Here is a 23,437-nt window from a genome sequence, read left to right on the forward strand (position 1 = left end):
GCGAAAGCGGCGTCGGAGTTTTCTGCCTGCGCTAAAGCCAGATTCAGGGATGAAGTGTGGTGCTTGCAAAATCGGGCCATGCCGGCTCAACGACCAGGCGAAAACGCCAGTTTCAACTTCACCCTTGTAGACCGTCCTGCCCACCCCCATATTGGGGCGACTGACGCGTGAAGGAATCCAACTTGAGCGAACTTCTCAACCGCCGCCTGGCTCTGCTCGGCGAGCGCGCTAACCTCTCTCTGCTCGAGCAGTGCCTGCACGGTATCGAGCGCGAATGCCTGCGCGTGACCGGCGAAGCGCGCCTGGCCCAGACTCCGCACCCGGAAGAACTGGGTTCCGCGCTGACCAACGAACAGATCACCACCGACTATTCCGAGTCGCTGCTGGAGTTCATCACCCCAGCCCTGTCCGATCCGGCGGACACCCTGGCCAGCCTCGACAAGATTCACCGTTTCGCCTACAGCAAGCTCGGCAACGAGTACCTGTGGAGTCCATCGATGCCGTGCCCGTTGCCGGCCGAGGAAGACATCCCGATCGCCTATTACGGCACCTCCAACATCGGCCAGCTCAAGTATGTGTACCGCAAGGGCCTGGCCCTGCGTTACGGCAAGACCATGCAGTGCATCGCCGGGATCCACTACAACTTTTCCCTGCCGGAGCAGCTCTGGCCGCTGCTCAAGCAGGCCGAAGGCTTCGTCGGCAGCGACCGCGACTATCAGTCGTCGGCGTACATCGCGCTGATCCGCAACTTCCGCCGCTACAGCTGGCTGCTGATGTACCTGTTCGGCGCCTCGCCGGCGCTGGACGCGGGCTTCTTGCGCGGTCGCGCGCACCAGCTGGAACAGCTGGACGCCGAGACCCTGTACCTGCCGTACGCCACCAGCCTGCGCATGAGCGACCTGGGCTACCAGAGCAACGCCCAGGCCGGCCTGACCCCTTGCTACAACGACCTGAACAGCTACACCGACAGCCTGCGCAAGGCCGTCGCCACGCCGTACGCGCCTTATGTGGAGATCGGCACCCACCAGGACGGTGAGTGGGTCCAGCTCAACACCAACATCCTGCAGATCGAAAACGAGTACTACTCCAACATCCGCCCGAAACGCGTGACCTACACCGGCGAGCGGCCGATCCAGGCGCTGATGGCTCGCGGCATCCAGTACGTCGAAGTCCGTTGCCTGGACATCAACCCGTTCCTGCCGATGGGCATCGACGTGCAGGAAGCCCGTTTCCTCGACGCCTTCCTGCTGTATTGCGCGCTCAACGAAAGCCCGCTGCTGGAGAACAACGAGTGCGGCAACGCCACCTCGAACTTCCTCAAGGTGGTCAAGGAAGGTCGTCGCCCGGGCCTGCACCTGCTGCGCCAGGGACAGTTGGTGGACCTCAAGGAATGGGCCGGCGAACTGCTGGAAAAGATCGCGCCGCTGGCCGCCCTGCTCGACCGCAGCCACGGCAGCGACGCCCACAGCAAGGCGCTGGACGCCCAGCTGGCCAAGGTCAAGGATTCGTCCCTGACGCCTTCGGCCCAGGTCCTGGCCGCCATGCAGGAACACAAGGAAAGCTTCAGCCAGTTCTCCCTGCGCCAGAGCCTGGCCCATGCCGAGTTCTTCCGCAGCGAGTCCCTGAGCAAGGAAGACCAGGCGCGTTTCGAAGAAGCGGCGCGCAACTCCCTGCTGCAACAGGCCGAGCTGGAACAGAACGAAGTCGGCGATTTCGACGTATTTGTCGGCTCGTATCAGGCGAGTATCCTGGCGATCAGCAACTAAGCGCCTGCGCGCTTATCGCGAGCAAGCGATGCTCCTACACGGCGCAGTCCTGTAGGAGCGAGGCTTGCCCGCGATGGAGCGCAAAGCGCTCCCTGCCCCAGCACCCTCCATTAGAAGATTCCTCTTTTAAGCTAATTCTAAAAAGTTATTTATTTTTAGATTCTTAGATCATTTAGTCTCCTCCCACGCCCACACTTGGCCGCCTGTTGAGGAGCTTCATGATGAAACTGCACCTTCCCCTCCGCCTCCTGGCGGCCGTGTCCCTGGCCACCGCGAGCTTCTTCGCCCAGGCAGCCGACGTCACCGTCGCCTACCAGACCACTGTCGATCCAGCGAAAGTCGCCCAGGCCGACGGCACCTATGAAAAGGTCACCCAGGCCAAGATCGACTGGCGCAAGTTCGACAACGGCGCCGACATCATCGCCGCCATCGCTTCGGGTGACGTGCAGATCGGCTACCTCGGCTCCAGCCCGCTGACCGCCGCGATCACCCGCAAGGTGCCGGTGGAAACCTTCCTTATCGCCACCCAGATCGGCGCCGCCGAGGCCCTGGTGGCCCGCGACGGATCCGGGATCAAGACACCCCAGGACCTGGTCGGCAAGAAAGTCGCCGTGCCCTTCGTTTCCACCGGCCACTACAGCCTCTTGGCCGCGCTCAAGCACTGGAAAATCGACCCGGCGAAAGTACAGATTCTCAACCTGGCGCCACCGGCGATCATCGCCGCCTGGAAACGCGGCGACATCGACGCCACCTACGTCTGGGACCCGGCGCTGGGCGTGGCCAAGGAAAACGGCAAGGTGCTGATCACCTCCGGCGAACTGGCCCAGTTCGGCGCGCCGACCTTCGACGCCTGGATCGTGCGCAAGGACTTCGCCGAGAAGCACCCGCAAATCGTCACCGCCTTCGCCAAGGTGACCCTCGACGCCTACGCCGACTACCGCAAGGACCCAAAAGCCTGGCTGGCCGAGCAGAGCAACGTCGACAAGCTGGTGAAACTCTCCGGCGCCAAGGCCAGCGACATTCCGCTGCTGTTGCAGGGCAACGTCTACCCACTGGCGGCCGACCAGGTCATCAGCCTTGGCGCGCCGACCACCAAGGCCATCACCGACACCGCGGTGTTCCTCAAGGAACAGGGCAAGGTCGAGGCGGTTCTGCCGGACTACGCGCCGTACGTCAGCGCCAAGTACATCACTAACTGAAGGTTCGCCGCAGAGGTCGCCGGGCCCAGGCCCGGCGCTTCTCGTACAGCGTCTCACCTCGACAAAGGCTGCATTTGAACAAGGAGCGCGCCGTCATGGCTTTGCTACAACTGGAGCGCATCAGCGCACAGTACCCCGGCGCCGCCGAACCGGTGCTGGCGGATATTTCCCTGACGCTCGGGCCCCAGCAACTGCTGGTCGCCCTCGGCCCATCCGGCAGTGGCAAGACTTCGTTGCTGAACCTGATTGCGGGCTTCGTCGAACCCAGCGCCGGACGCATCACCCTGGACGGCGTACCGGTCGCCGGCCCGAGCGCCGAACGCGGCGTGGTGTTCCAGGACGATGCCCTGCTGCCCTGGCAGGACGTACTGGCCAACGTCGGCTTCGGCCTCGAGCTGGCCGGCATTGCCCGCGACCAACGCGAAGCCCGCGCCCGGGAAATGCTCGCGCTGGTGGACCTGGCCGGCTTCGACAAGCGGCGCATCTGGCAGCTCTCCGGCGGGCAACGCCAGCGCGTGGGCCTGGCTCGCGCCCTGGCCGCCGACCCGCGGGTGCTGCTGATGGATGAACCTTTCGGCGCCCTCGATGCCTTCACCCGCGAGCAGATGCAGGAGCTGTTGCTGCAAGTCTGGCAACGCACCGCCAAGCCAGTGTTCCTGATTACCCACGACATCGAGGAAGCGGTGTTCCTCGCCACCGACCTGATCCTGCTGGCACCCAATCCAGGGCAGATCGTCGAGCGCTTGAGCCTGGATTTCGGCCGGCGTTACGCGGCCGGCGAATCGGCCCGGGCTATCAAGTCCGACCCACGCTTTATTGAAACCCGCGAACACGTGCTGGCCCGGGTGTTCTCCCAACGCAGTGCCGTCTTGCGGCAGGAGCGCGCATGAACAGCTACGACCTCCCAGCCACCACGACCAAAGCCGCTACCCCGCACACTGCCGCGCCCCTGCGCCGCAGCCTGAGCACCCGCTGGATCAGCGTGCTGACCCTGGTGGTGCTGCTCGCCCTGTGGTGGGCGGTGACGGCCAGCGGCCTGATCGAGCCGCTGTTCCTGCCGCCACCTTCCGCCGTGCTGCAAAAGGGCTGGCTGCTGGTCACCAGCGGCTATATGGATTCCACCCTGTGGCAGCACCTGGGCGCGAGTCTCGGACGCATCGGCCTGGCCCTGGGTTTTGCCGTACTGACCGCGATCCCGGTGGGCATCGCCATCGGCCACAACCGTATCGCCCGTGGCGTGCTGGACCCGCTGATCGAGTTCTACCGGCCGATTCCACCCCTGGCCTACCTGCCGCTGATCGTCATCTGGTGCGGCATCGGCGAGCTGTCCAAGGTGCTGCTGATCTACCTGGCAATTTTCGCCCCGATCGCCATCGCCACCGCCACCGGCGTGCGCACCGTGGACCCGACCCGGCTGCGCGCCGCGCAGTCCCTGGGTGCGACCCGGGCCCAGCTGATTCGCCATGTGATCCTGCCCAGCGCTCTGCCGGACATTCTCACCGGCGTGCGCATCGGCCTTGGGGTGGGCTGGTCGACCCTGGTCGCCGCCGAACTGATCGCCGCCACCAGCGGCCTGGGGTTCATGGTGCAGTCCGCCGCGCAGTTCCTGGTCACCGATGTGGTGGTGCTGGGGATCCTGGTCATCGCCTTGATCGCCTTCGCCATGGAAATGGGCCTGCGCGCCCTGCAGCGCAAGCTGGTGCCCTGGCATGGCCAGGCCCATTGAAACCCCGGTAACCCTGTAGCCTCTGCCGAGCCCCGGCGAGGCTGCGATCGCCTGCGCAGCAGGCGCAACCCGCCTGACGCGTTGTATCTGGAATACCGCGGCGTCAGGTTTTGCGAGCGCTTTGCGCTCGATCGCAGCCTCGCCAAAGCTCGGCAGCGGCTACAGGGGGTAGCGGGCAAGACTTCTTACAGACAGAACTGACCACGCCGGCAATTCGGCGCTCCATTCGAGAACGACATGAGCCTGACCATCACCCCTTTAAGCTCCGCCCTGGGCGCCCAGATCAGTGGCGTCGACATCAGTCAGCCACTGGCCAGCGCACAGCGTGACGCCATCGAGCAGGCACTGCTGCAGCATCAGGTGCTGTTCTTCCGCGACCAGCCGATCGACCCGCAGCAGCAGGCGCGCTTCGCGGCGAACTTTGGCGACCTGCACATCCATCCGATCTACCCCAACGTGCCGGAACAGCCGGAAGTGCTGATCCTCGACACCGCGCAAATCGACGTGCGCGACAACGCCATCTGGCACACCGACGTGACCTTCCTGCCGACCCCGGCCCTGGGCGCGGTGCTCAGTGCCAAGCTGTTGCCGGCCTATGGCGGCGACACCCTGTGGGCCAGCGGCATCGCGGCCTATGAGGCGCTCTCGGAGCCGATGAAGAACCTGCTGCAGGGCCTGACCGCGACTCACGACTTCATCAAGTCATTCCCCCTGGAACGCTTCGGCAATACCCCGGAGGACCTGGCGCGCTGGGAAGAAGCCAAGCGGAAAAACCCGCCGCTGTCGCACCCGGTGATCCGCACCCACCCGGTCAGCGGACGCAAGTCGCTGTTCGTCAACGAAGGTTTCACGACCAGGATCAACGAGCTGTCGGACAGCGAAAGCGAAGTCATCCTGAAACTGCTGTTCGCCCACGCCACCCGCCCGGAGTTCACCATCCGCTGGCGCTGGCAGACCCACGACGTGGCCTTCTGGGACAACCGCGTGACCCAGCACTACGCCGTCGACGACTACCGCCCACAACGCCGCGTGATGCACCGCGCGACGATTCTCGGGGATGCGCCGTTTTTTCGATAAACCATGATCATCAGCAAGCTCACGGCTTCAGTAGTGCTTGCCAGTGATCGAGGCGAACCCAAACGACCAGCGGTTGCCCTCCTCCAATGACTCGCCGTTATGCTATCAATGATTTCATTGATTTCATTCGGAGGAGCCCATGGCCAGCCTTACGATCCGTAATCTGGACGACCACATCAAAGAACGCCTGCGCATCGAGGCCGCTCACAATGGTCATTCCATGGAAGAAGAAGCCCGATTGATTTTGCGCCGCGCATTGAGCAGGACAGCTGACAGCCAAGGCCTGGGCAGCCGTATCAGGGCACGCTTTGCCGAGACCGGCGGAGTAGAGCTGGAGCTGCCTGAACGTACCGAACCGGCACGCTTGGTGGACCTGGGCGAATGATAGTACTCGACACAAATGTGTTGTCAGAACTGATGCGCCCTCAACCGGATACGGCGGTATTGCTGTGGATCGAAGCGCAACCCGTCGAGGACCTCTACATCAGCGCTATGACCATGGCCGAGATTCTCCACGGTATCGCGCGCCTGCCCCACGGCAAGCGCAAACAGACGCTGCATGCATCGGCGGTGGCCATGTTCGAGGAAGACTTCATCGACCGGATCGTGCCCTTCGGAACCCAAGCGGCTCTTTACTACGCGCATCTGGTTTCGCATCGCGAAAGATCAGGCCAGCCGATCAATCTGGTGGATGCGCAAATTGCAGCGATATGCCGGGTCCACGACGCCGCGATCGCCACTCGTAACACCAAGGATTTCACCGACACCGGGCTGATCGTTATCAACCCCTGGCTGCCGCTCGAGGTCTGAACCGCCGCAGGCCTGTAGGAGCGAAGCTTGCTCGCGATAGCGGTATGCCTGACACCACTCACCGCCTCGATCGCCGGCAAGCCTGGCTCCTACAGAAGCCGCGGCAGCCTTACAGCATGACGACAGGTTTATTCGGCGGTTGAAGGTTTCTCCCACAGATTGATCCCGCCTTCCCGGGCGAAACGATCGATCTCCGCCAGTTCTTCCGTGCTGAAACTCAGGTTCTGCAATGCGCCGACGTTCTCGACGATCTGTTCCGGCCGGCTGGCGCCGATCAGGGCCGAGGTCACCCGTGGGTCGCGCAGGGTCCAGGCCAGGGCCAGTTGCGCCAGGCTCTGGCCGCGACGCTTGGCGATTTCGTTGAGGGCGCGCACATGGGCGAGGTTGGCTTCGGACAGGTGCGCGGCTTGCAGCGAACCACCGCCCGGACGATTGACCCGCGCGTCCTCGGGAATGCCATTGAGGTATTTGTCGGTCAGCAGGCCCTGGGCCAGCGGCGTGAAGGCGATCACCCCGGCACCGAGCTCGTCGGTGGCGTCCAACAGGTCTTTTTCCACCCAGCGGTTGAGCAGGTTATAGGCCGGCTGGTGGATCAGCAGCGGCACTTTCCACTCCTTGAGCAGCGCCGCGATCTCGCGGGTTTTCACCCCGGAATAGGACGAGATGCCGATGTACAGCGCCTTGCCCTGCTGCACCGCGGTGGCCAGGGCGCTGGCGGTTTCTTCCAGCGGGGTGTCCGGGTCGAAGCGGTGGGAATAGAAGATATCCACATAGTCGAGGCCCAGGCGCTGCAGGCTCTGGTCGAGACTGGCCAGCACGTATTTGCGCGAGCCGCCGCCCTGGCCATAGGGACCGGGCCACATGTCCCAGCCGGCCTTGCTGGAGATGATCAGCTCGTCGCGATACGGCTTGAAGTCTTCCCGTAGCAGGCGGCCGAAATTGATCTCGGCACTGCCATAGGGTGGGCCGTAATTGTTGGCCAGGTCGAAGTGGTTGATGCCCAGGTCGAAGGCGGTGCGCAGCAACGAACGCTGGGTGTCGATCGGCGTGCTGTCGCCGAAGTTGTGCCACAGGCCCAGGGACAGCGCCGGCAGCACCAGGCCACTGCGTCCGACGCGGCGGTAGGGGATGGAGTCGTAGCGGTTTTCGGCAGCAAGGTAAGTCATCGAACCCTCTCTATTGATCCTGAACACCCAGGTTTAAGCACATGCACATTGGTGCAGGGCAAGTTGCCCTCGCAACATCTGAATCAGCGGAACGCCTGAAAGTTGCCCAGCATACGCCCAGGCGAGATCGCGGCCACTTCAGATCGGTGAATGACTGAAACGATCCGGCGCCTGCTGACGGACAGAACCTGCTGCCGAGGAGGAATGACCAGAAAAAACCGAATGAAAAATATTACGACTAGAATATTTTATTACGTACCACGTAGCACAGTACGAAATCGTCGTTCAGAGGCAGTCTCAATCGAAACAAATTCCCGGTTAATGGCAACGCTGGCTGAAGGTGGGAATACGGGGGGAAACCCTGGAAACACAGGGCCCTGTCGCTACCGGTGCTGCCTGAAAAAACAGGAGTACGGCCTCGAACAAGGCGCTGCATCAGTTGTTTATAGACGGTAAAACACCGCTCTGCCGGGCCGAACCGAAGGTTCCCAAGCCTGGGCGGTACAGGAAAACTGCCGAGGGGCAGAGGCCAGGCATGCCCCCATGAGGACCATGGGGACGGGTAATGCCTAGGCGGAGAGTTCGCGCAATGCCGCTGCCGCGAGAAAGCCCGAGCGCGAACGGTAGCGCTGGTCGCGCTTCACCGTCTGGTCGATGCGCTCCAACAGTTGCTCCGGCAACGTCGCATTGAAACGCACCGCCTTGCCGAAGTAAGGCGTGATGTCGAACTCGATCACGCCCCACACGCCACCGGCGTAATCAGGATTGTCGATATGCACGTCGACCTCATGCACCTGGGGCAGCGGCTCACCATCGGCGACCAGGCCTTCATAATGCAGCGAAAGGGCCTCTTTCACATTCTCGAAGGCTTGCGCAGCGGTATGACCGGCGGAAAAACAGCCCGGCACATCGGGGACGATCACTCCATATCCGGAGTCGGCATCCTTGTGCAGCACGACCGGGAATTTCATCTCGTTGACCTCTTCGTTCAAGGCCGGCCTCATTTCAGGCCCGCCTGTTTCAAGATGCTGTGGATCGTGCCCCTGGGCAGATCCGCATCCGGGTGAGGGATAGTGACCCGCCCCGGCTTGTGCAGATGCTTGTATTGGTGATGACTGCCTTTGACCGCGATCAGATACCACCCGTCCTCCTCGATCATCCTGATCAGTTCCCGACTGCGCATTGCCGTGTCCTTTCGATACGTCCCGAAAAACCACAATACCCAGCCGAAGGCGAATAATACACACTATACACATTCAGACAATCAATACAGAAAGCGGCGATGACCGGCGTCGCCCTGGCACTGCTCAAACTGCCCTGGCGAAAACCTCCGCCAGCCAGTCGACGAACACCCGCACCCGTGGCGACATCTGGCGGTTGTGCGGGTACAGCACGGAAACCGGCATGGGCGGTGGCGGCGTGTCGGTGAGGATTTCCTGCACCAGCCCCTGGGAAATCTGCTGCGCCATGCGATAGCGCGGGCACTGGATGATGCCCAGCCCGGCCACGGCCGAGGCGGCGTAGATCTCGGCGCCGAACACCGACAGCGCGCCCTCGATGGCGACTTCCCGCAGTTCGCCATCGACCATGAATTCGAAAGGAAACTGCTTGGCGGTGGTGCGCGAGACATAGTTCACCGCCCGGTGCCGCGACAACTCGTCGAGACTCTTCGGCTCACCGTATTTGCGCAGGTACGCCGGACTGGCACAGGTGATCTGCTGCAGGCTGGCCACGCGCCGGCCGATCAGCGACGAGTCCCCCAAAGTGCCGGCGCGCAGCACGCAGTCCACGCCTTCGGCGATGAGGTCGACAAAACGATCGGCCTCGCTGACGGACAGCTCGATCTCCGGATAGCGCGCCATGAATTCGGGCAAGGCCGGAATCACGAAGTACTTGGCCAACGTGCCATGCAGGTCGACCCGCAAGCGCCCTTTCGGCGCCACCGTGCGAAACGCCAGCTCGGCCTCTTCCAGTTCCGCCAGCAACTGTATGCAGCGCAGGTAATAGGCCTCGCCGTCGAGGGTCGGGCGCACGCGGCGGGTGCTGCGCTCCAGCAGGCGGGTGCCGAGCCAGGCTTCGAACTGATTGAGGGTATGGGTCAGGGTGGCGCGCGGCAGGTTCAGGTCATCGGCGGCCAGGGTGAAGCTGCTGCGTTCGTAGATCCGCACGAACACTTTCATCGCTTTGACTTGATCCATGACTGGCTCCCAGGGCGGCTGATTGTTGGCGATTATTGAACAGTCAAGCCAACTCTGGCGCATTTATCACTCTGGACAACCATGTGAACCTGCTTTCACACCCAACCGTTCCCAGAAGGAAATTCGCCATGACTACCCAGACTTCGAAAGTTGCCATCGTGACCGGCGCCTCCCGCGGCATCGGCGCGGTTATCGCCAAGCAACTGGCCAGCGAAGGTTTTGCTGTCGCCATCAACTACGCCAGCAGCGCCACCGAAGCCTCGGCCCTGGTGGTGGAACTGCGCCAGGCCGGCCACCGGGCCATAGCGGTCAAGGCCGACGTGGCCAACGCCGATGACGTGCGCCGTTTGTTCGACGAGACCGAAATCCAACTGGGCAAGGTCGACGTGCTGATCAACAACGCTGGCATCCTCAAGGTCCTGCCACTGGCGCAACACAGCGACGAGCTGTTCGAACAGACCTTCGCCATCAACACCCGCGGCACCTTCAACACCCTGCGCGAAGCCGCCAGCCGCCTGAACGCCGGCGGACGCATCGTCAACTTCTCCAGCAGCACCGTCGGCCTCAACCTGCCGGGCTACGCGGTGTACATCGCCAGCAAGGCGGCGGTGGAGTCCCTGACCCAGGTGTTCGCCAAGGAACTGCGCGGTCGCGACATCACCGTCAACGCGGTCGCCCCCGGCCCGGTGGCCACCGAACTGTTCCTGCACGGCAAGAGCGAAGAGCAGATCCAGAACTTCGCCAAGATGCCGCCCCTGGAGCGCCTCGGCCAGCCGGAAGACATCGCCAACGTCATCGCCTTCCTGGTCAGCCCGGCAGCCGCCTGGGTCAACGGGCAGATCCTGCGCGCCAACGGCGGGCTCGTCTGAGCCGCCTCACCCACGGGCTATCGATGCTTTCCAATGACCTACCCGCGGAGAATCCCATGCGCCCGACCACTGACTCGCCAGCCCCACGCAACTACCTGCTGATCCCGGCCCTCGCCCCGCTGTACCGCATTGGCGAGCCCCTGGCCTATGCACTGCTGCGGGTCTGTTATGGCGTGATCATGATCAGCCACGGCCTGCCGAAATTGCTGGGCCAGGCCCATGGCTCGATGGCCGACCCGATGGCGGCCTCGATCAACCTGATCCAGAACGTCCTGCATTTGCCGGCGCCGGCGTTGATCGCGCTGTTCGTCGCGCTCCTGGAAGGCGTCGGCGGGTTGTTCCTGGCCCTCGGCCTGGGGACGCGCCTGCTCGCCGCCATGATGGGCGTGCAGATGCTGACCATCGCCGGCCTGCTCGGCCCCACCTGGCCATGGATCGACCGAGGCATGGAATACCCGGTGCTGCTGGCGTTTTTGTCGTTCTACATTCTGTTTCGCGGAGCAGGACGTCACGCCCTCGACCACACTCTAGGTCGGGAGCTTTGAATCGCCATCGCCCTTTAGGCCAACCCCGAATCCCGCCCGCGAGGACTTCATCATGCACACCGCGATCATCACCTCCTTCGGCCTGGTCCTCCTGGCGCTGATGCTGTTTATCGGCGAAAAGATCGGCCTCGGCCGCCAGACCCTGGCCTACAGCTTCGTCGTGCTGTGGCTGGCGCTGACGGTGATCAACGGTGCGGTGGGGATGGTCCACGCCGGCCAGTCCCTGAGCACGGAGCTGGCGGTCGGCAGTGTGGTATTCGGCGTGCCGGTGGCGGCGCTGGTGCTGTTCACGGTATTGAGCCCGGCCTGAGGGCCCCGATCGCGGGCAAGCCTCGCTCCTACAGAAAATCTTCTTCTGTAGGAGCAGGGGGACGCCCAGTCCTTGCCCGCGATGGCGGTGGCACGAACGCCACCGCCGCCCGCGATCAACGCACCAGGTGCAGGAACTGCATATGCCGTTCGTACTGGTCGAGGATGTCGTTGATGATCTGCTCCTTGGTGTAGCCCATCAGGTCATAGTCCTGGCTACCCTCGGCCAGGTGCACCTCGGCCCGGTAGTAACGCCGGTTGCGCATCTCCTTGGGCCCCATGCCGCCACGGGCGAAGGACGGGGTGAAGTAGCCGCGCATCTGCACCTGATAGATGAACGGATGCTGGTCGCCATGGCCGATTTCCAGGCTGACGTTGTCGTTGGCCGGGTCCGGCTGGGTGATCACGTTCAGGCCTTTCTCGACGAACACCGCGGTCACTTCTTCGATGGCCGGGCGCACCGTCTGGTCGAGGAAGCGATACACCTCGTCGCGTGACGGGAAATGCACCGCCTGGCTCAGGCGCTGGCGCCAGCCGCCCTTGCCGCGACGCGAGGTTGACGACACCGGCGCCAGCGAATGCAACTGGGCGATCTGCTTCTGCGATTCGAGGTAGAAGGCCTTGTGCAGCCCCCACATCATCAGCAGCAGGATCATCGAGAACGGCAGCGAGGTCAGCACCACCGCCGACTTCAGCGAGTCGATGCTGCCGGCGAACAGCAGCGCGCTGGTGACCAGCGCGGTCATCGCGCCCCAGAACACCCGCAGCCATTTCGGCCCGTCTTCGTCGGCGTTACCGCCCTTGGCCGACAGGGTCGAGAGCACCACGGTGCCGGAGTCGGCCGAGGTGACGAAGAACACGAAGCTGATGAACACCGTCACGGCGATGACGGTCTTGCTCCAGGGGTAGGTTTCCAGCAGCAGATAAAGCGTCATCGACGGGTTCTCGATGGCCGACATACCCAGCGCGCTCATGCCGTGGTTGAGCACCTGGTCGATGGCGCTGTTACCGAAGATCGACATCCAGGCCAGGGTGAAGCCCAGGGGGATCAGCAGCACGCCGAACACGAATTCGCGAATGGTCCGGCCACGGGAAATCCGCGCGATGAACAGGCCCACGAACGGCGACCATGCGATCCACCAGGCCCAGTAGAAGACCGTCCAGCCGCCCAGCCAGTCGCTGGGTTCGTCATAGGCGTAGAGGTCGAAGCTCTTGGTCGGCAGGGCACCGAGGTAATCGCCGAGGTTCTGGATCAGAGTGTTGAGCAGGTGCTGGGTGGGGCCGGCGAACAACACGAACAACAGCAGCGCACAGGCCAGCAGCATGTTGATGTCGGACATCACCCGCACGCCCTTGTCGACGCCGGACACCGCAACGATGATCGCCGCGCCCATCATCAGGGTGATCAGGCCCACCTGGACCCACTGGGTGTGGGCGATGCCGAACAAGTAGTCCAGGCCGGAGTTGAGGTGCAGCACGCCAAAGCCCATGTCGGCGCCGAGGCCGAACACCGTGGCGATGATGCCGAAGCCATCCACCGCGTAACCGATGGGGCCGTTGATGCGCTTGCCGATCAGCGGGTACAGCGCCGAACGCAGGGCCAGCGGCAGGTTATGCCGGTAGGCGAAATACGCCAGGGCCATGCCGACGAAGGCGAACACGCCCCAGCCGTGCAGGCCCCAGTGCAGGAAGAGAATCTGCATCGCCTGGCGCGCCGCGTCCGCGGTCCCGGCCTCGCCCTGGGGCGGTTGCAGCATGTGGGTCAAAGGTTCCGAGACGCAGAAGAAAAACAGCGTGATGCTGATCCCGGCGGCGAACAGCATGCCGGCCCAGGACAGGTAACTGAACTCGGGTTCGTCGTGGTCGGCACCCAGCTTGATCTTGCCGTAGCCGGACAAGGCGGTGACCACCACGAAGATCAGGTACAGGGTCATGGCCAGCATGTAGTACCAGCCGACCGTATTGGCCGCCCAGTTTTGCGCGGCCAGCAACCAGGCGCCGGCTTGTTCCGGCAGGGCAATGACCACCAGGCCGAAGGCCAGGATAAAGCTCGCGGCGAAGTAGAACACCGGCGGATTCATGCGGATCAGGCCGCTGGCGGGAATGGACGATGCACTCATGAAACGTGCACCTCGAGGGGGTAAAACGCGGCTGAAAAGATCGGACTCAGCAAAGGTAAGCCTCCTGTTGTGAGCGGGCAGCGAGCTGCCGGTTTAACTTGAACAAGCGTTCAAGTTAAACACGGATAGGCGCGCAAGGACTAATCGCCGGGCTCGGCGGTCGCCTGATTTCGCAGGTTTTAGGAAAGGTCTGATGTGTCGCGGAGGGAATCGTTCAGCGCTAAATAAGCGAATGGCCATCAGCCATGTGAGCCACTGAAAAGCATCGCGGGCAATCGAGCGTCGACCGGCCGCTCCTACAGATGAACACATTCCTCTTCTGTAGGAGCGAGGCTTGCCCGCGAAAAATCCAACAGGCGCAGAAGACTCTTACTTCTGCGACCCATCGTCATGCTGCAGGTTGGCCTGGGTCAGGTTGCACCCGGCCGGCACGCTGCGGGTCAGCCAGACATTGCCGCCGATGGTCGAGCCCTTGCCGATGGTGATGCGCCCGAGGATGGTCGCGCCGGCGTAGATCACCACGTCGTCCTCGACGATCGGGTGGCGCGGATGGCCCTTCTGCAACTGGCCGTCCTCGTCCGCCGGGAAGCGTTTGGCGCCCAGGGTCACGGCCTGGTAGATGCGCACGCGCTCGCCGATGATCGCGGTTTCGCCGATCACCACACCGGTGCCGTGGTCGATGAAGAAACTGCGGCCGATCTGCGCGCCCGGGTGAATGTCGATGCCGGTGGCCGAGTGGGCGATTTCCGCGCTGATCCGCGCCAGCAGCGGCAGGCCGGCGCGATACAGATGGTGAGCCAGGCGATGGTGGATCACCGCCAGGATGCCCGGGTAGCACAGCAGCACTTCATCGACGCTGCGCGCCGCCGGGTCGCCGTGGTAGGCGGCCAGCACGTCGGTATCGAGCAGCACCCGCAGGCCCGGCAGGGCCAGGGCGAAGTCCTGGATGATACGGATGGCCCTGGCGTTGACGTCGTCGTCCGACTCGCCGCTCTGGCGCGCGGCGTAACGCAGCTCCAGGCGAGCCTGGGCGAGCAACGAATTGAGGGCCGCGTCCAGGGTATGGCCGACGTAAAAATCTTCGCTTTCCTCGCGCAGGTCCACCGGGCCCAGGCGCATCGGGAACAGGGCGCCGCACAGTGCTTCGAGAATCTCGGCCATGGCCGCGCGCGACGGCAGTTCCCGACCGCCCTGCTCACCGCTGACCCGCCCGTTGCGGGTACGCCACTGGTCGCGGGCATCACGCAGTTGACCGACTATGGTCTGCAATTGCCAATGGCTGGAACGCTCGCTCACGATAGGACTCCTCACTCAGGCGGCCGGACTGTCTGGCCGCGTAAACGACGCCACTTTACGGTATGCGCCCCAGGCCAAATTAAGAACTAATTGTGCTGGCCTAAGCACCTTTTGGCATAAGCGATTGACGGTTGCCCCGGCAAATATCGCTGCCTATAGTCCCTGACACCTCTGACAACCCGTGCGGCCTCATGATCAAACAACAGCTCGACCGTTTTAACCGTCTCGACCTGCTGGGCGGTGCTACCGCCCTGGAAAAACTCGAACGCCTGTCCACCTGGCTCGGCCGCGATGTCTACGTCAAGCGCGACGACACCACGCCTCTGGCCATGGGCGGCAACAAGCTGCGCAAACTCGAATACCTGGCCGCCGATGCCCTGGCCCAGGGCGCGGACACCCTGATTACCGCCGGCGCCATCCAGTCCAACCACGTGCGCCAGACCGCGGCCCTGGCTGCCAAGCTGGGCCTGGGTTGCGTCGCCCTGCTGGAAAACCCCATCGGCACCGACGACGGCAATTACCTGGGCAACGGCAACCGCCTGCTGCTCGACCTGTTCGACGCCAAGGTCGAGCTAGTGGACAACCTGGACAACGCCGACGAGCAGTTGCAGGCCCTGGCCGAGCGCCTGCGCAGCAGCGGCAAGCAGCCGTACCTGGTGCCGATTGGTGGCTCCAACGCCTTGGGCGCGCTGGGTTACGTGCGTGCCGGCCTGGAGCTGGCGGAGCAGATCCACAACACCGGGCTCGACTTCGCCGCCGTGGTCCTGGCCTCGGGCAGCGCTGGCACCCACAGCGGCCTGGCCCTGGCCTTGAGCGAAGTGTTGCCGCAGTTGCCGGTGATCGGCGTCACCGTGTCGCGCACCGACGAAGCGCAGCGACCGAAGGTCCAGGGCCTGGCCGAACGCACCGCCGAATTGCTCGGGGTGGCGCTGCCGGAGAGCTTCAAGGTGGAGTTGTGGGACGAATATTTCGCCCCGCGTTATGGCGAACCGAATGCCGGCACCCTGGCCGCGGTGAAGCTGCTGGCGAGCCAGGAAGGCCTGCTGCTGGACCCGGTCTACACCGGCAAGGCCATGGCCGGCCTGCTCGACGGCATCGGCCGCCAGCGCTTCGACGACGGCCCGATCATCTTCCTGCACACCGGCGGCGCGCCGGCGCTGTTCGCCTATGCCGGATCGTTTGCCTGACAAATGCCTGTAGCCGCTGGCGCAGCCTGCGCTCGGCGGCGCAGCCGTCGTAAAACCTGCGCATGCGACGCATCAGAAAAGATACGTTCGCCGGATTTGCGCCTGCTACGCAGCCGATCGCAGCCTGCGGCAGCGGCTACAGGGACCGAACACTTTATATTTATAAAAAGAATAACAATGTGAATTTATATTATTTTTACATCTATAAGCAGCCACTTATAGTCGCGCCGCAGGCGAATTTGCCGCGAGACGCATACGCTGCATTTAGTGCAGGATAAGGCGCTCGTTCCCGCTCACCGATTGACCTGCATTTCCCAACCGCATCTTCATAAGAAAACACAGGGGCTTGTCATGATTTTTTCCGCACTACGTCGAAATATCCTCGTTGGCTCGCTGGGTCTGGCACTGAGTGCCGGCTTGCTGGGGCAAGCGGTTGCCGGTGAGCAACTGCAAAAGATCAAGGACGCCGGCACCATCAACGTCGGCCTGGAAGGCACTTACCCACCGTTCAGCTACGTCGACGAAAGCGGCAAGCTGGCCGGCTTCGAAGTGGAGTTCTCCGAAGCCCTGGCGCAGAAGCTGGGCGTGAAGGTCAAACTGCAGCCGACCAAATGGGACGGTATCCTCGCCGCCCTGGAGTCCAAGCGCCTGGACGCGGTGATCAACCAGGTAACCATCTCGGATGAGCGCAAGAAGAAATACGACTTCTCCACCCCCTACACCGTTTCCGGCATCCAGGCCCTGACCCAGAAGAAGAACGAAGGCAAGTTCAAGACCGCCGCCGACCTGGCCGGGCACAAAGTCGGTGTCGGCCTGGGCACCAACTACGAACAATGGCTCAAGGACAACGTGCCCAAAGCCATCATCAAGACCTACGACGATGATCCGACCAAGTACCAGGACCTGCGCGTAGGCCGTATCGATGCGATCCTGGTGGACCGCCTGGCCGCCTTCGAACTGATCAAGAAAACCAACGACACCCTGGCCGTTTCCGGCGAACCCTTCTCCCGCCAGGAAGCCGGTGTGGCCCTGCGCAAAGGCGAACCCGAACTGCTGGCCGCGGTGAACAAGGCAATCGAGGAACTGCGCGCCGACGGCACGCTGAAAAAGCTCTCGGAAAAATACTTCAACGCTGACGTCACTCAATAATGGAAGCAGGTTTTCAGTTCGAACTGTATTTCCCGCAGTTGAGCCAGCAAATCGCCGAAACCACCCAGCTGTTGCTGAACTCCGCGCCCTTCCTGCTCCAGGGCGCGTATTTCACGATCATCCTCAGCCTCGGCGGTATGTTCTTCGGATTGGCGCTGGGGTTCGCCCTGGCGCTGATGCGCCTGTCGCGCTTCAAGCTGCTGAGCTGGATCGCCCGCGTCTATGTGTCGTTCTTTCGCGGCACGCCGTTGCTGGTGCAACTGTTCGTGATCTATTACGGCTTGCCGCAGCTGGGTATCGAGCTTGACCCGCTGCCGGCGGCGCTGATCGGCTTCTCGTTGAACATGGCGGCCTATGCCTGCGAGATCCTGCGCGCGGCCATCGGCTCCATCGAGCGCGGGCAGTGGGAAGCGGCGGCCAGCATCGGCATGACCCGGGCCCAGACCCTGCGCCGGGCGATCCTGCCGCAAGCCATGCGCACGGCCCTGCCGCCCCTGGGCAACAGCTTTATCTCGCTGGTCAAGGACACCGCCCTGGCCGCCACCATCCAGGTTCCGGAACTGTTCCGCCAGGCGCAGCTGATCACCGCCCGGACCTTCGAAGTCTTCACCATGTATCTTGCCGCCGCGCTGATCTACTGGGTTCTGGCCAGCGTGCTGGCGCACCTGCAGAACCGACTGGAAGAGCGGGTCAATCGGCACGACCAGGAGTCCTGAACCCATGATTGTGGTTGAAAAACTGACGAAGCAGTTCAAGGGTCAGACCGTCCTCAATGGCATCGACCTGACGGTGGCGGAAGGCGAAGTGGTCGCCATCATCGGCCCCAGCGGCTCGGGCAAGACCACCTTTTTGCGCTGCCTGAATTTTCTCGAAGAACCTACCAGCGGCCGGATCAAGGTCGGCAACATCGAAATCGATGGCAGCCGGCCATTGACCCAGCAGCAGGGCCTGGTGCGGCAACTGCGCCAGCAGGTGGGTTTCGTGTTCCAGAGCTTCAACCTGTTCCCCCATCGCACCGCGCTGGAAAACGTCATCGAAGGGCCGCTGGTGGTGAAGAAGACGCCCCGCGAACAGGCGCTGGCCCTGGGTCGCGGGCTGCTGGCCAAGGTCGGCCTGGCGGGCAAGGAAGACGCCTACCCGCGGCGTCTCTCCGGTGGCCAGCAACAGCGCGTGGCGATTGCCCGGGCGCTGGCGATGGAGCCGGAAGTGATCCTGTTCGACGAACCGACCTCGGCCCTCGACCCGGAGCTGGTGGGCGAAGTGCTGGCGACCATCCGCGGCCTGGCCGAGGAGAAGCGCACCATGGTCATCGTCACCCACGAAATGGGCTTCGCCCGCGACGTGGCCAACCGGGTGATCTTCTTCGACAAGGGTGTGATCGTCGAACAGGGTGAAGCCAAGGCGCTGTTCGCCAACCCCAGGGAAGAACGCACCCGGCAATTCCTCAGCAAGTTCCTCACCGCGGGCCATCCCCAGGCCTGACCTGTGCCTCGCTGCCGAGCCTGCCAAGGGCTGGGCAGCGGGCGCAACCCCATCACCGCGTTCCGCCCGACAAATCCCATGCCCCGGTTTTACGACGGCTGCGCCGCCGAGCGCAGGCTGCGCCAGCGGCTACAGAAACCGTGTTCCCCTGTAGCCGCTGTCGAGCAACGCGAGGCTGCGACAAGGCCCGCAGGGCCTTCCGACGGAACCACAAACTCCATCGTCTTCGAAGCCATTCGCAGTCTGCGCCAGTGGCTATAGAAGCCACGTTCCCCTGTAGCCGCTGCCGAGCAACGCGAGGCTGCGAACGGTCTGGGCGGCATTCCGACGCAGCGGCCGCCAGGCCCACCACTGCATTCCGCCCGGAAAACCGTATGCCCCGGTTTACGACGGCTGCGCCGCCGATCGCAGGCTACGCCAGCGGCTACAGGAGCCCTGGATCCATCCCCCGTTACTCCTCGCAGCCCTTGCCTGCCGTATACGTAAACCCCTTCTATACATATTCCTAAAAGTTAGTTTATTTAATTTTTATACGCGCATAGGGTATATGCACCGGACCACCGGACATTCTTGAACCCGATTTCGCCGCCACGGCGCGGCACTTCCAAAGATGTGAGGTAGGTATGGTCCGGAACACAATCACCCCAGTGCAAATCGCCAGGGCATTGCGTGCAGCCAAGGAGTGGCACTGATGTCCAATCTGGCCGATGCAAATGTCCAGAGCGATCTGGATGTCGCCCCCCTGTTGTTGCCCGCACGGGTTCTGCTGAACGACGCAGAAGCCCTTCAAGCCGCCCATGAACTGGCCACCGTCGCCCGCCAGCAGGCGGCCCGACGCGACCAGCAGCGCAAGCTGCCATGGGCGGAAATCGAACACTTCACCCGCAGTGGCCTGGGCAGTATTGCCATCCCCCGTGAATACGGCGGCCCGCAGGTTTCCTTCGTCACCCTGGCGGAAGTCTTCGCGATCATTTCCGCGGCCGACCCGGCCCTGGGACAGATCCCGCAGAACCAGTTCGGCATTCTCAACCTGATCCTCGGCAGCGCCACCGAACGGCAGAAAAAGCAGCTGTTCCAGAGCGTGCTGGAAGGCTGGCGCATCGGTAACGCCGGCCCGGAACGCGGGACCAAAAACACCCTGGAACTCAAGGCGCGGATCACCGCCGACGGCGACGGTTATCTGCTCAATGGCCAGAAGTTCTATTCCACCGGCGCCCTGTTCGCCCACTGGGTGGCGGTCAAGGCGCTGAACGACGACGGCAAGCAGGTGTTGGCCTTCGTCCGGCGCGGCACGCCGGGGCTGCGCATCGTCGACGACTGGTCGGGCTTCGGCCAGCGCACCACCGCCAGCGGCACCATTTTGCTCAACAACGTGCGGGTCGATGCCGACCTGGTGGTGGACAACTGGCGGATCAACGAATCGCCGAACATCCAGGGCGCAGTCTCGCAGCTGATCCAGGCAGCGATCGACGCCGGCATCGCCCGCGCGGCCATCGACGACGCCATCAGCTTCGTGCGGGAACGCTCGCGGCCGTGGGTCGACGCCAACGTCGAACGGGCCAGCGACGACCTCTATGTAATCGCCGACATCGGCAAGCTGAAAATCGAACTGCACGCCGCCGAGGCCCTGCTGCGCAAGGCCGGCCAGGTGCTGGACCAGGTCAATGCCGCGCCGATCAGCGCCGAGTCCGCCGCCCGCGCCTCGATCGCCGTGGCCGAAGCCAAGGTGCTGACCACCGAGATCTCGCTGCTGGCCAGCGAAAAGCTCTTCGAGCTGGCCGGCAGCCGCGCCACCCTCGCCGAATTCAACCTCGACCGGCACTGGCGCAACGCCCGGGTCCACACCCTGCACGATCCGGTGCGCTGGAAATACCACGCCGTCGGCACCTACCACCTGAACGGCACGTTGCCGGCTCGCCATTCCTGGATTTAACGACCAGACCTCTGGAGAAACACATGACTCTTTCTCAACACGTCGCGGTCATAACCAGCGATGAGCAAGCCCTGATCGTCGCCAGCGACCTGGCCGAAGATTTCAAGCGCGACAGCGCCCTGCGCGACCGCGAACGCCGCCTGCCCCACCCCGAACTCGAAGCCTTTTCCCGCTCCGGCCTGTGGGGCATCAGCGTGCCCAGGGAATACGGCGGCGCCGGCGTGTCCAACGTCACCCTGGCCAAGGTCATCGCGCTGATCGCCCAGGCTGACGGTTCCCTGGGGCAGATCCCGCAGAACCATTTCTACGCCCTCGAAGTGCTGCGGGTGAACGGCAGCGAGACGCAGAAAAAACGCCTGTACGCCGAGGTCCTGGCCGGCCAGCGCTTCGGTAATGCCCTGGCCGAGCTGGGCACCAAGACCGCCCACGACCGCACCACTCGCCTGACCCGTGACGTGCAGCAAGGACGCGACGGCTATCGCATCAACGGCCGCAAGTTCTACTCCACCGGCGCCATCTACGCCCAGCGCATCCCCACCTCGGTGGTGGATGAAAATGGCGTGCAGCAACTGGCCTTCGTCCCGGCGGACAGCCAGGGCCTGAACGTGATCGACGACTGGAGCGGCTTCGGCCAGCGCACCACCGGCAGCGGCTCGGTGGTGTTCGAGAATGTGTTCGTCGCCGCCGAGGACGTGATTCCCTTTCAAAGCGCCTTCGAACGCCCGACCACCGTCGGCCCGCTGGCGCAGATTCTCCATGCCGCCATCGACACCGGTATCGCCCGCGCCGCCTATGAAGACGCCCTGCATTTCGTGCGCACCAAGACCCGGCCATGGATCGATTCCGGCAACGACAAGGCCACCGAAGACCCGCTGACCCTCAAGAGCTTCGGCCACCTGAGCATTCGCCTGCACGCCACCGAGGCGCTGCTGGAGCGCTCCGGGGAGTTCCTCGACGCCGCCCAGGCCGAGCCCAACGCCGAGACCGTGGCTGCCGCCTCCATAGCGGTCGCCGAGGCCCGCGCCATCAGCACCGAAATCTCCCTGGCCGCCGGCAGCACCCTGTTCGAACTGGCCGGCAGCCAGGCGACCCTGGCCGAACATGGCCTGGACCGTCACTGGCGCAACGCCCGGGTGCACACCCTGCACGACCCGGTGCGCTGGAAATACCACGCGGTGGGCAACTACTACCTCAACCAGACGAACCCGCCACTGCGGGGGACCATCTGATGGGCGCGAAGAAAAAGATCCTGCTCAATGCCTTCAACATGAACTGCATCGGGCACATCAACCACGGTCTGTGGACCCACCCGCGGGACACCTCGACCCAGTACAAGACCCTCGAATACTGGACCGAACTGGCGCAATTGCTGGAACGCGGGCTGTTCGACGGGCTGTTCATCGCCGATATCGTCGGGGTCTACGACGTCTACCAGAACTCGGTGGACGTGACGCTCAAGGAGTCGATCCAGCTGCCGGTCAACGACCCGCTGCTGCTGGTCTCGGCCATGGCCGCGGTGACCCGCAACCTCGGTTTCGGCCTCACCGCCAACCTCACCTACGAGCCGCCGTATCTGTTCGCCCGGCGCATGTCCACGCTGGACCACCTGAGCCGTGGCCGGGTCGGCTGGAACATCGTCACCGGCTACCTCGACAGCGCCGCCAAGGCCATGGGCCTGAGCGAACAGGCCGAGCATGACCGGCGCTACGACCAGGCCGACGAGTACCTGCAAGTGCTCTACAAGCTCTGGGAAGGCAGTTGGGAAAACGACGCGGTGGTCAACGACCGCGAGCAGCGGATCTACGCCCGGCCGGAGAAGGTGCACAAGGTCGAGCACAAGGGCGAGTTCTATCAGGTCGAGGGCTATCACCTGTGCGAGCCGTCGCCGCAGCGCACGCCGGTGCTGTTCCAGGCCGGCAGTTCCGATCGCGGCCTGCTGTTCGCCGGGCGCCACGCCGAGTGCGTGTTCATCAGCGGGCAGAACAAGCCCTCGACCAAGGCCCAGGTGGACAAGGTCCGCGCCAGCGCCGTGGCGGCCGGGCGCAACCCCGAGGACATCAAGGTGTTCATGGGGCTCAACGTGATAGTCGCCGAGACCGAGGAACTGGCCTGGAAGAAGCACGCCGAGTACCGCAGCCATGCCAGCGCGGAGGCCGGGGTGGCGCATTTCTCGGCGTCCACCGCCATCGACTTTTCCCAGTACGAGATCGACGAACCTATCCAGTACGTGAAGAGCAACGCCATCCAGTCGGCCACCCGGAACCTGCAGAACAACGACTGGACCCGGCGCAAGCTGCTCGACCAGCACGCCCTGGGCGGGCGCTACATCACGGTGGTCGGCTCGCCGCAGCAGGTGGCCGACGACCTCGAATCCTGGATCGCCGAAACCGGCCTCGACGGCTTCAACCTAACCCGCATCGTCACCCCGGAAAGTTATGTCGACTTCATCGACCTGGTGATCCCCGAGCTGCAACGCCGCGGCTCGTACAAGACCGCCTACGACAACGGCACCCTGCGCGAAAAGCTGTTCCAGCGCGAGGCGCAATTGCCGGAGCAACACACTGGCGCGGACTACCGCCGCTAAAGCATCGCGGGCAAGCCTCGC

At 63.6% G+C, this 23,437-nt stretch carries 23 protein-coding genes; 17 read left to right on the forward strand and 6 right to left on the reverse strand.

All coding sequences use genetic code 11. The annotated features are described in order from the left end of the window. Positions 1-182 precede the first annotated feature (182 nt). The 7 genes from gshA (at position 183) to PVZ78_RS09940 (ending at position 6,578) form a co-directional block, all read left to right on the forward strand. The gene (gene gshA / locus PVZ78_RS09910; RefSeq protein WP_029526325.1) at positions 183-1,766 is read left to right on the forward strand and encodes a glutamate--cysteine ligase; all 1,584 of its coding nucleotides are present in this window, start codon (positions 183-185) and stop codon (positions 1,764-1,766) included. Between the two features lie 221 nt (positions 1,767-1,987). Further along, positions 1,988-2,965, forward strand: a complete 978-nt coding sequence (gene tauA / locus PVZ78_RS09915; protein ID WP_081362975.1) for a taurine ABC transporter substrate-binding protein — start codon at positions 1,988-1,990, stop codon at positions 2,963-2,965. Between the two features lie 95 nt (positions 2,966-3,060). Beyond that, entirely contained in the window at positions 3,061-3,855 is a 795-nt protein-coding gene (gene tauB / locus PVZ78_RS09920; RefSeq protein ID WP_023970012.1) for a taurine ABC transporter ATP-binding subunit, read from the forward strand. Next, positions 3,852-4,691: a taurine ABC transporter permease TauC gene (gene tauC, locus PVZ78_RS09925; RefSeq protein WP_009046455.1), complete on the forward strand. Its 840-nt coding sequence runs from the start codon at positions 3,852-3,854 to the stop codon at positions 4,689-4,691. The genes tauB and tauC overlap by 4 nt, the downstream gene beginning before the upstream one ends. Before the next feature lie 237 nt (positions 4,692-4,928). Continuing rightward, positions 4,929-5,768, forward strand: a complete 840-nt coding sequence (tauD, locus tag PVZ78_RS09930; RefSeq protein WP_273828622.1) for a taurine dioxygenase — start codon at positions 4,929-4,931, stop codon at positions 5,766-5,768. 139 nt (positions 5,769-5,907) lie between these two features. After that, positions 5,908-6,153 (forward strand): FitA-like ribbon-helix-helix domain-containing protein, encoded by a 246-nt coding sequence (locus PVZ78_RS09935; protein ID WP_009046453.1) that lies wholly within the window; start codon positions 5,908-5,910, stop codon positions 6,151-6,153. Further along, positions 6,150-6,578 carry a type II toxin-antitoxin system VapC family toxin gene (locus PVZ78_RS09940; protein WP_081362979.1) on the forward strand — a complete coding sequence of 143 codons (429 nt, stop codon included), beginning with the start codon at positions 6,150-6,152 and terminating at the stop codon, positions 6,576-6,578. Before PVZ78_RS09935 ends, PVZ78_RS09940 begins: the two co-directional genes overlap by 4 nt. A gap of 128 nt (positions 6,579-6,706) precedes the next feature. Here the strand turns inward: PVZ78_RS09940 and mgrA are convergent, their stop codons facing one another. The 4 genes from mgrA to PVZ78_RS09960 form a co-directional block, all read right to left on the reverse strand. Continuing rightward, positions 6,707-7,744 carry an L-glyceraldehyde 3-phosphate reductase gene (gene mgrA, locus PVZ78_RS09945; RefSeq protein ID WP_273828623.1) on the reverse strand — a complete coding sequence of 346 codons (1,038 nt, stop codon included), beginning with the start codon at positions 7,742-7,744 and terminating at the stop codon, positions 6,707-6,709. Positions 7,745-8,313: 569 nt separating this feature from the next. Further along, on the reverse strand, positions 8,314-8,715 hold the full coding sequence (locus tag PVZ78_RS09950) for a type II toxin-antitoxin system HicB family antitoxin (RefSeq protein WP_009046450.1): 402 nt from the start codon (positions 8,713-8,715) through the stop codon (positions 8,314-8,316). Positions 8,716-8,744: 29 nt separating this feature from the next. Then, the gene (locus PVZ78_RS09955) at positions 8,745-8,927 is read right to left on the reverse strand and encodes a type II toxin-antitoxin system HicA family toxin (protein WP_009041685.1); all 183 of its coding nucleotides are present in this window, start codon (positions 8,925-8,927) and stop codon (positions 8,745-8,747) included. 124 nt (positions 8,928-9,051) lie between these two features. Continuing rightward, the gene (locus tag PVZ78_RS09960; protein ID WP_038630364.1) at positions 9,052-9,942 is read right to left on the reverse strand and encodes a LysR family transcriptional regulator; all 891 of its coding nucleotides are present in this window, start codon (positions 9,940-9,942) and stop codon (positions 9,052-9,054) included. 128 nt (positions 9,943-10,070) lie between these two features. Between PVZ78_RS09960 and PVZ78_RS09965 the strand changes: the two genes are divergently transcribed. Genes PVZ78_RS09965 through PVZ78_RS09975 form a run of 3 tightly spaced genes read left to right on the forward strand, consistent with a single transcriptional unit; the run spans position 10,071 to position 11,666 of the window. Then, on the forward strand, positions 10,071-10,811 hold the full coding sequence (locus PVZ78_RS09965) for an SDR family oxidoreductase (RefSeq protein ID WP_273828624.1): 741 nt from the start codon (positions 10,071-10,073) through the stop codon (positions 10,809-10,811). A gap of 56 nt (positions 10,812-10,867) precedes the next feature. Beyond that, positions 10,868-11,356: a DoxX family protein gene (locus PVZ78_RS09970; RefSeq protein ID WP_273828625.1), complete on the forward strand. Its 489-nt coding sequence runs from the start codon at positions 10,868-10,870 to the stop codon at positions 11,354-11,356. 52 nt (positions 11,357-11,408) lie between these two features. Next, on the forward strand, positions 11,409-11,666 hold the full coding sequence (locus PVZ78_RS09975; RefSeq protein WP_009046444.1) for a hypothetical protein: 258 nt from the start codon (positions 11,409-11,411) through the stop codon (positions 11,664-11,666). Positions 11,667-11,781: 115 nt separating this feature from the next. On the opposite strand, the gene betT is transcribed toward PVZ78_RS09975, so the two are convergent. Both betT and epsC read right to left on the reverse strand, forming a co-directional pair. After that, complete coding sequence (gene betT / locus PVZ78_RS09980) at positions 11,782-13,746, reverse strand: choline transporter BetT (RefSeq protein ID WP_273828632.1); 1,965 nt, start codon at positions 13,744-13,746, stop codon at positions 11,782-11,784. 408 nt (positions 13,747-14,154) lie between these two features. Continuing rightward, on the reverse strand, positions 14,155-15,081 hold the full coding sequence (epsC, locus tag PVZ78_RS09985; RefSeq protein ID WP_009046442.1) for a serine O-acetyltransferase EpsC: 927 nt from the start codon (positions 15,079-15,081) through the stop codon (positions 14,155-14,157). A 191-nt stretch (positions 15,082-15,272) separates the two neighbouring features. Here epsC and PVZ78_RS09990 point away from each other — a divergent pair, with 191 nt between their 5' ends. The 7 genes from PVZ78_RS09990 (at position 15,273) to PVZ78_RS10020 (ending at position 23,416) form a co-directional block, all read left to right on the forward strand. Then, on the forward strand, positions 15,273-16,268 hold the full coding sequence (locus PVZ78_RS09990) for a D-cysteine desulfhydrase (RefSeq protein WP_273828626.1): 996 nt from the start codon (positions 15,273-15,275) through the stop codon (positions 16,266-16,268). 351 nt (positions 16,269-16,619) lie between these two features. Next, complete coding sequence (gene tcyJ / locus PVZ78_RS09995) at positions 16,620-17,417, forward strand: cystine ABC transporter substrate-binding protein (protein ID WP_009046440.1); 798 nt, start codon at positions 16,620-16,622, stop codon at positions 17,415-17,417. Positions 17,418-17,467: 50 nt separating this feature from the next. Then, positions 17,468-18,133, forward strand: coding sequence for a cystine ABC transporter permease (gene tcyL / locus PVZ78_RS10000; protein WP_028683854.1), 666 nt, complete (start codon positions 17,468-17,470; stop codon positions 18,131-18,133). A 4-nt stretch (positions 18,134-18,137) separates the two neighbouring features. Beyond that, positions 18,138-18,899 carry an L-cystine ABC transporter ATP-binding protein TcyN gene (tcyN, locus tag PVZ78_RS10005; protein ID WP_016702551.1) on the forward strand — a complete coding sequence of 254 codons (762 nt, stop codon included), beginning with the start codon at positions 18,138-18,140 and terminating at the stop codon, positions 18,897-18,899. A gap of 691 nt (positions 18,900-19,590) precedes the next feature. Next, positions 19,591-20,832 (forward strand): SfnB family sulfur acquisition oxidoreductase, encoded by a 1,242-nt coding sequence (locus PVZ78_RS10010; RefSeq protein WP_016702550.1) that lies wholly within the window; start codon positions 19,591-19,593, stop codon positions 20,830-20,832. 23 nt (positions 20,833-20,855) lie between these two features. Beyond that, positions 20,856-22,061 carry an SfnB family sulfur acquisition oxidoreductase gene (locus PVZ78_RS10015; RefSeq protein ID WP_273828627.1) on the forward strand — a complete coding sequence of 402 codons (1,206 nt, stop codon included), beginning with the start codon at positions 20,856-20,858 and terminating at the stop codon, positions 22,059-22,061. Then, positions 22,061-23,416 carry an LLM class flavin-dependent oxidoreductase gene (locus PVZ78_RS10020; RefSeq protein WP_273828628.1) on the forward strand — a complete coding sequence of 452 codons (1,356 nt, stop codon included), beginning with the start codon at positions 22,061-22,063 and terminating at the stop codon, positions 23,414-23,416. Before PVZ78_RS10015 ends, PVZ78_RS10020 begins: the two co-directional genes overlap by 1 nt. The last annotated feature ends 21 nt before the right edge of the window (positions 23,417-23,437 follow it).

Origin of the sequence: Pseudomonas sp. SBT1-2 (assembly GCF_028640875.1) — a bacterium.
Lineage (GTDB): Bacteria > Pseudomonadota > Gammaproteobacteria > Pseudomonadales > Pseudomonadaceae > Aquipseudomonas > Aquipseudomonas chlororaphis_I.

Coding starts and splice junctions, on each gene's coding strand:
- PVZ78_RS09975 (WP_009046444.1), top strand. CDS start 11,409: ATGCACACCGCGATCATCACCTCCTTCGGCCTGGTCCTCCTGGCGCTG.
- PVZ78_RS09935 (WP_009046453.1), top strand. CDS start 5,908: ATGGCCAGCCTTACGATCCGTAATCTGGACGACCACATCAAAGAACGC.
- betT (WP_273828632.1), bottom strand. CDS start 13,746: ATGAATCCGCCGGTGTTCTACTTCGCCGCGAGCTTTATCCTGGCCTTC.
- PVZ78_RS10015 (WP_273828627.1), top strand. CDS start 20,856: ATGACTCTTTCTCAACACGTCGCGGTCATAACCAGCGATGAGCAAGCC.
- PVZ78_RS09990 (WP_273828626.1), top strand. CDS start 15,273: ATGATCAAACAACAGCTCGACCGTTTTAACCGTCTCGACCTGCTGGGC.
- PVZ78_RS09970 (WP_273828625.1), top strand. CDS start 10,868: ATGCGCCCGACCACTGACTCGCCAGCCCCACGCAACTACCTGCTGATC.
- PVZ78_RS09940 (WP_081362979.1), top strand. CDS start 6,150: ATGATAGTACTCGACACAAATGTGTTGTCAGAACTGATGCGCCCTCAA.
- tcyN (WP_016702551.1), top strand. CDS start 18,138: ATGATTGTGGTTGAAAAACTGACGAAGCAGTTCAAGGGTCAGACCGTC.
- tcyJ (WP_009046440.1), top strand. CDS start 16,620: ATGATTTTTTCCGCACTACGTCGAAATATCCTCGTTGGCTCGCTGGGT.
- PVZ78_RS10010 (WP_016702550.1), top strand. CDS start 19,591: ATGTCCAATCTGGCCGATGCAAATGTCCAGAGCGATCTGGATGTCGCC.
- tauA (WP_081362975.1), top strand. CDS start 1,988: ATGAAACTGCACCTTCCCCTCCGCCTCCTGGCGGCCGTGTCCCTGGCC.
- PVZ78_RS09960 (WP_038630364.1), bottom strand. CDS start 9,942: ATGGATCAAGTCAAAGCGATGAAAGTGTTCGTGCGGATCTACGAACGC.
- tauD (WP_273828622.1), top strand. CDS start 4,929: ATGAGCCTGACCATCACCCCTTTAAGCTCCGCCCTGGGCGCCCAGATC.
- tauC (WP_009046455.1), top strand. CDS start 3,852: ATGAACAGCTACGACCTCCCAGCCACCACGACCAAAGCCGCTACCCCG.
- mgrA (WP_273828623.1), bottom strand. CDS start 7,744: ATGACTTACCTTGCTGCCGAAAACCGCTACGACTCCATCCCCTACCGC.
- PVZ78_RS10020 (WP_273828628.1), top strand. CDS start 22,061: ATGGGCGCGAAGAAAAAGATCCTGCTCAATGCCTTCAACATGAACTGC.
- PVZ78_RS09950 (WP_009046450.1), bottom strand. CDS start 8,715: ATGAAATTCCCGGTCGTGCTGCACAAGGATGCCGACTCCGGATATGGA.
- PVZ78_RS09965 (WP_273828624.1), top strand. CDS start 10,071: ATGACTACCCAGACTTCGAAAGTTGCCATCGTGACCGGCGCCTCCCGC.
- tauB (WP_023970012.1), top strand. CDS start 3,061: ATGGCTTTGCTACAACTGGAGCGCATCAGCGCACAGTACCCCGGCGCC.
- PVZ78_RS09955 (WP_009041685.1), bottom strand. CDS start 8,927: ATGCGCAGTCGGGAACTGATCAGGATGATCGAGGAGGACGGGTGGTAT.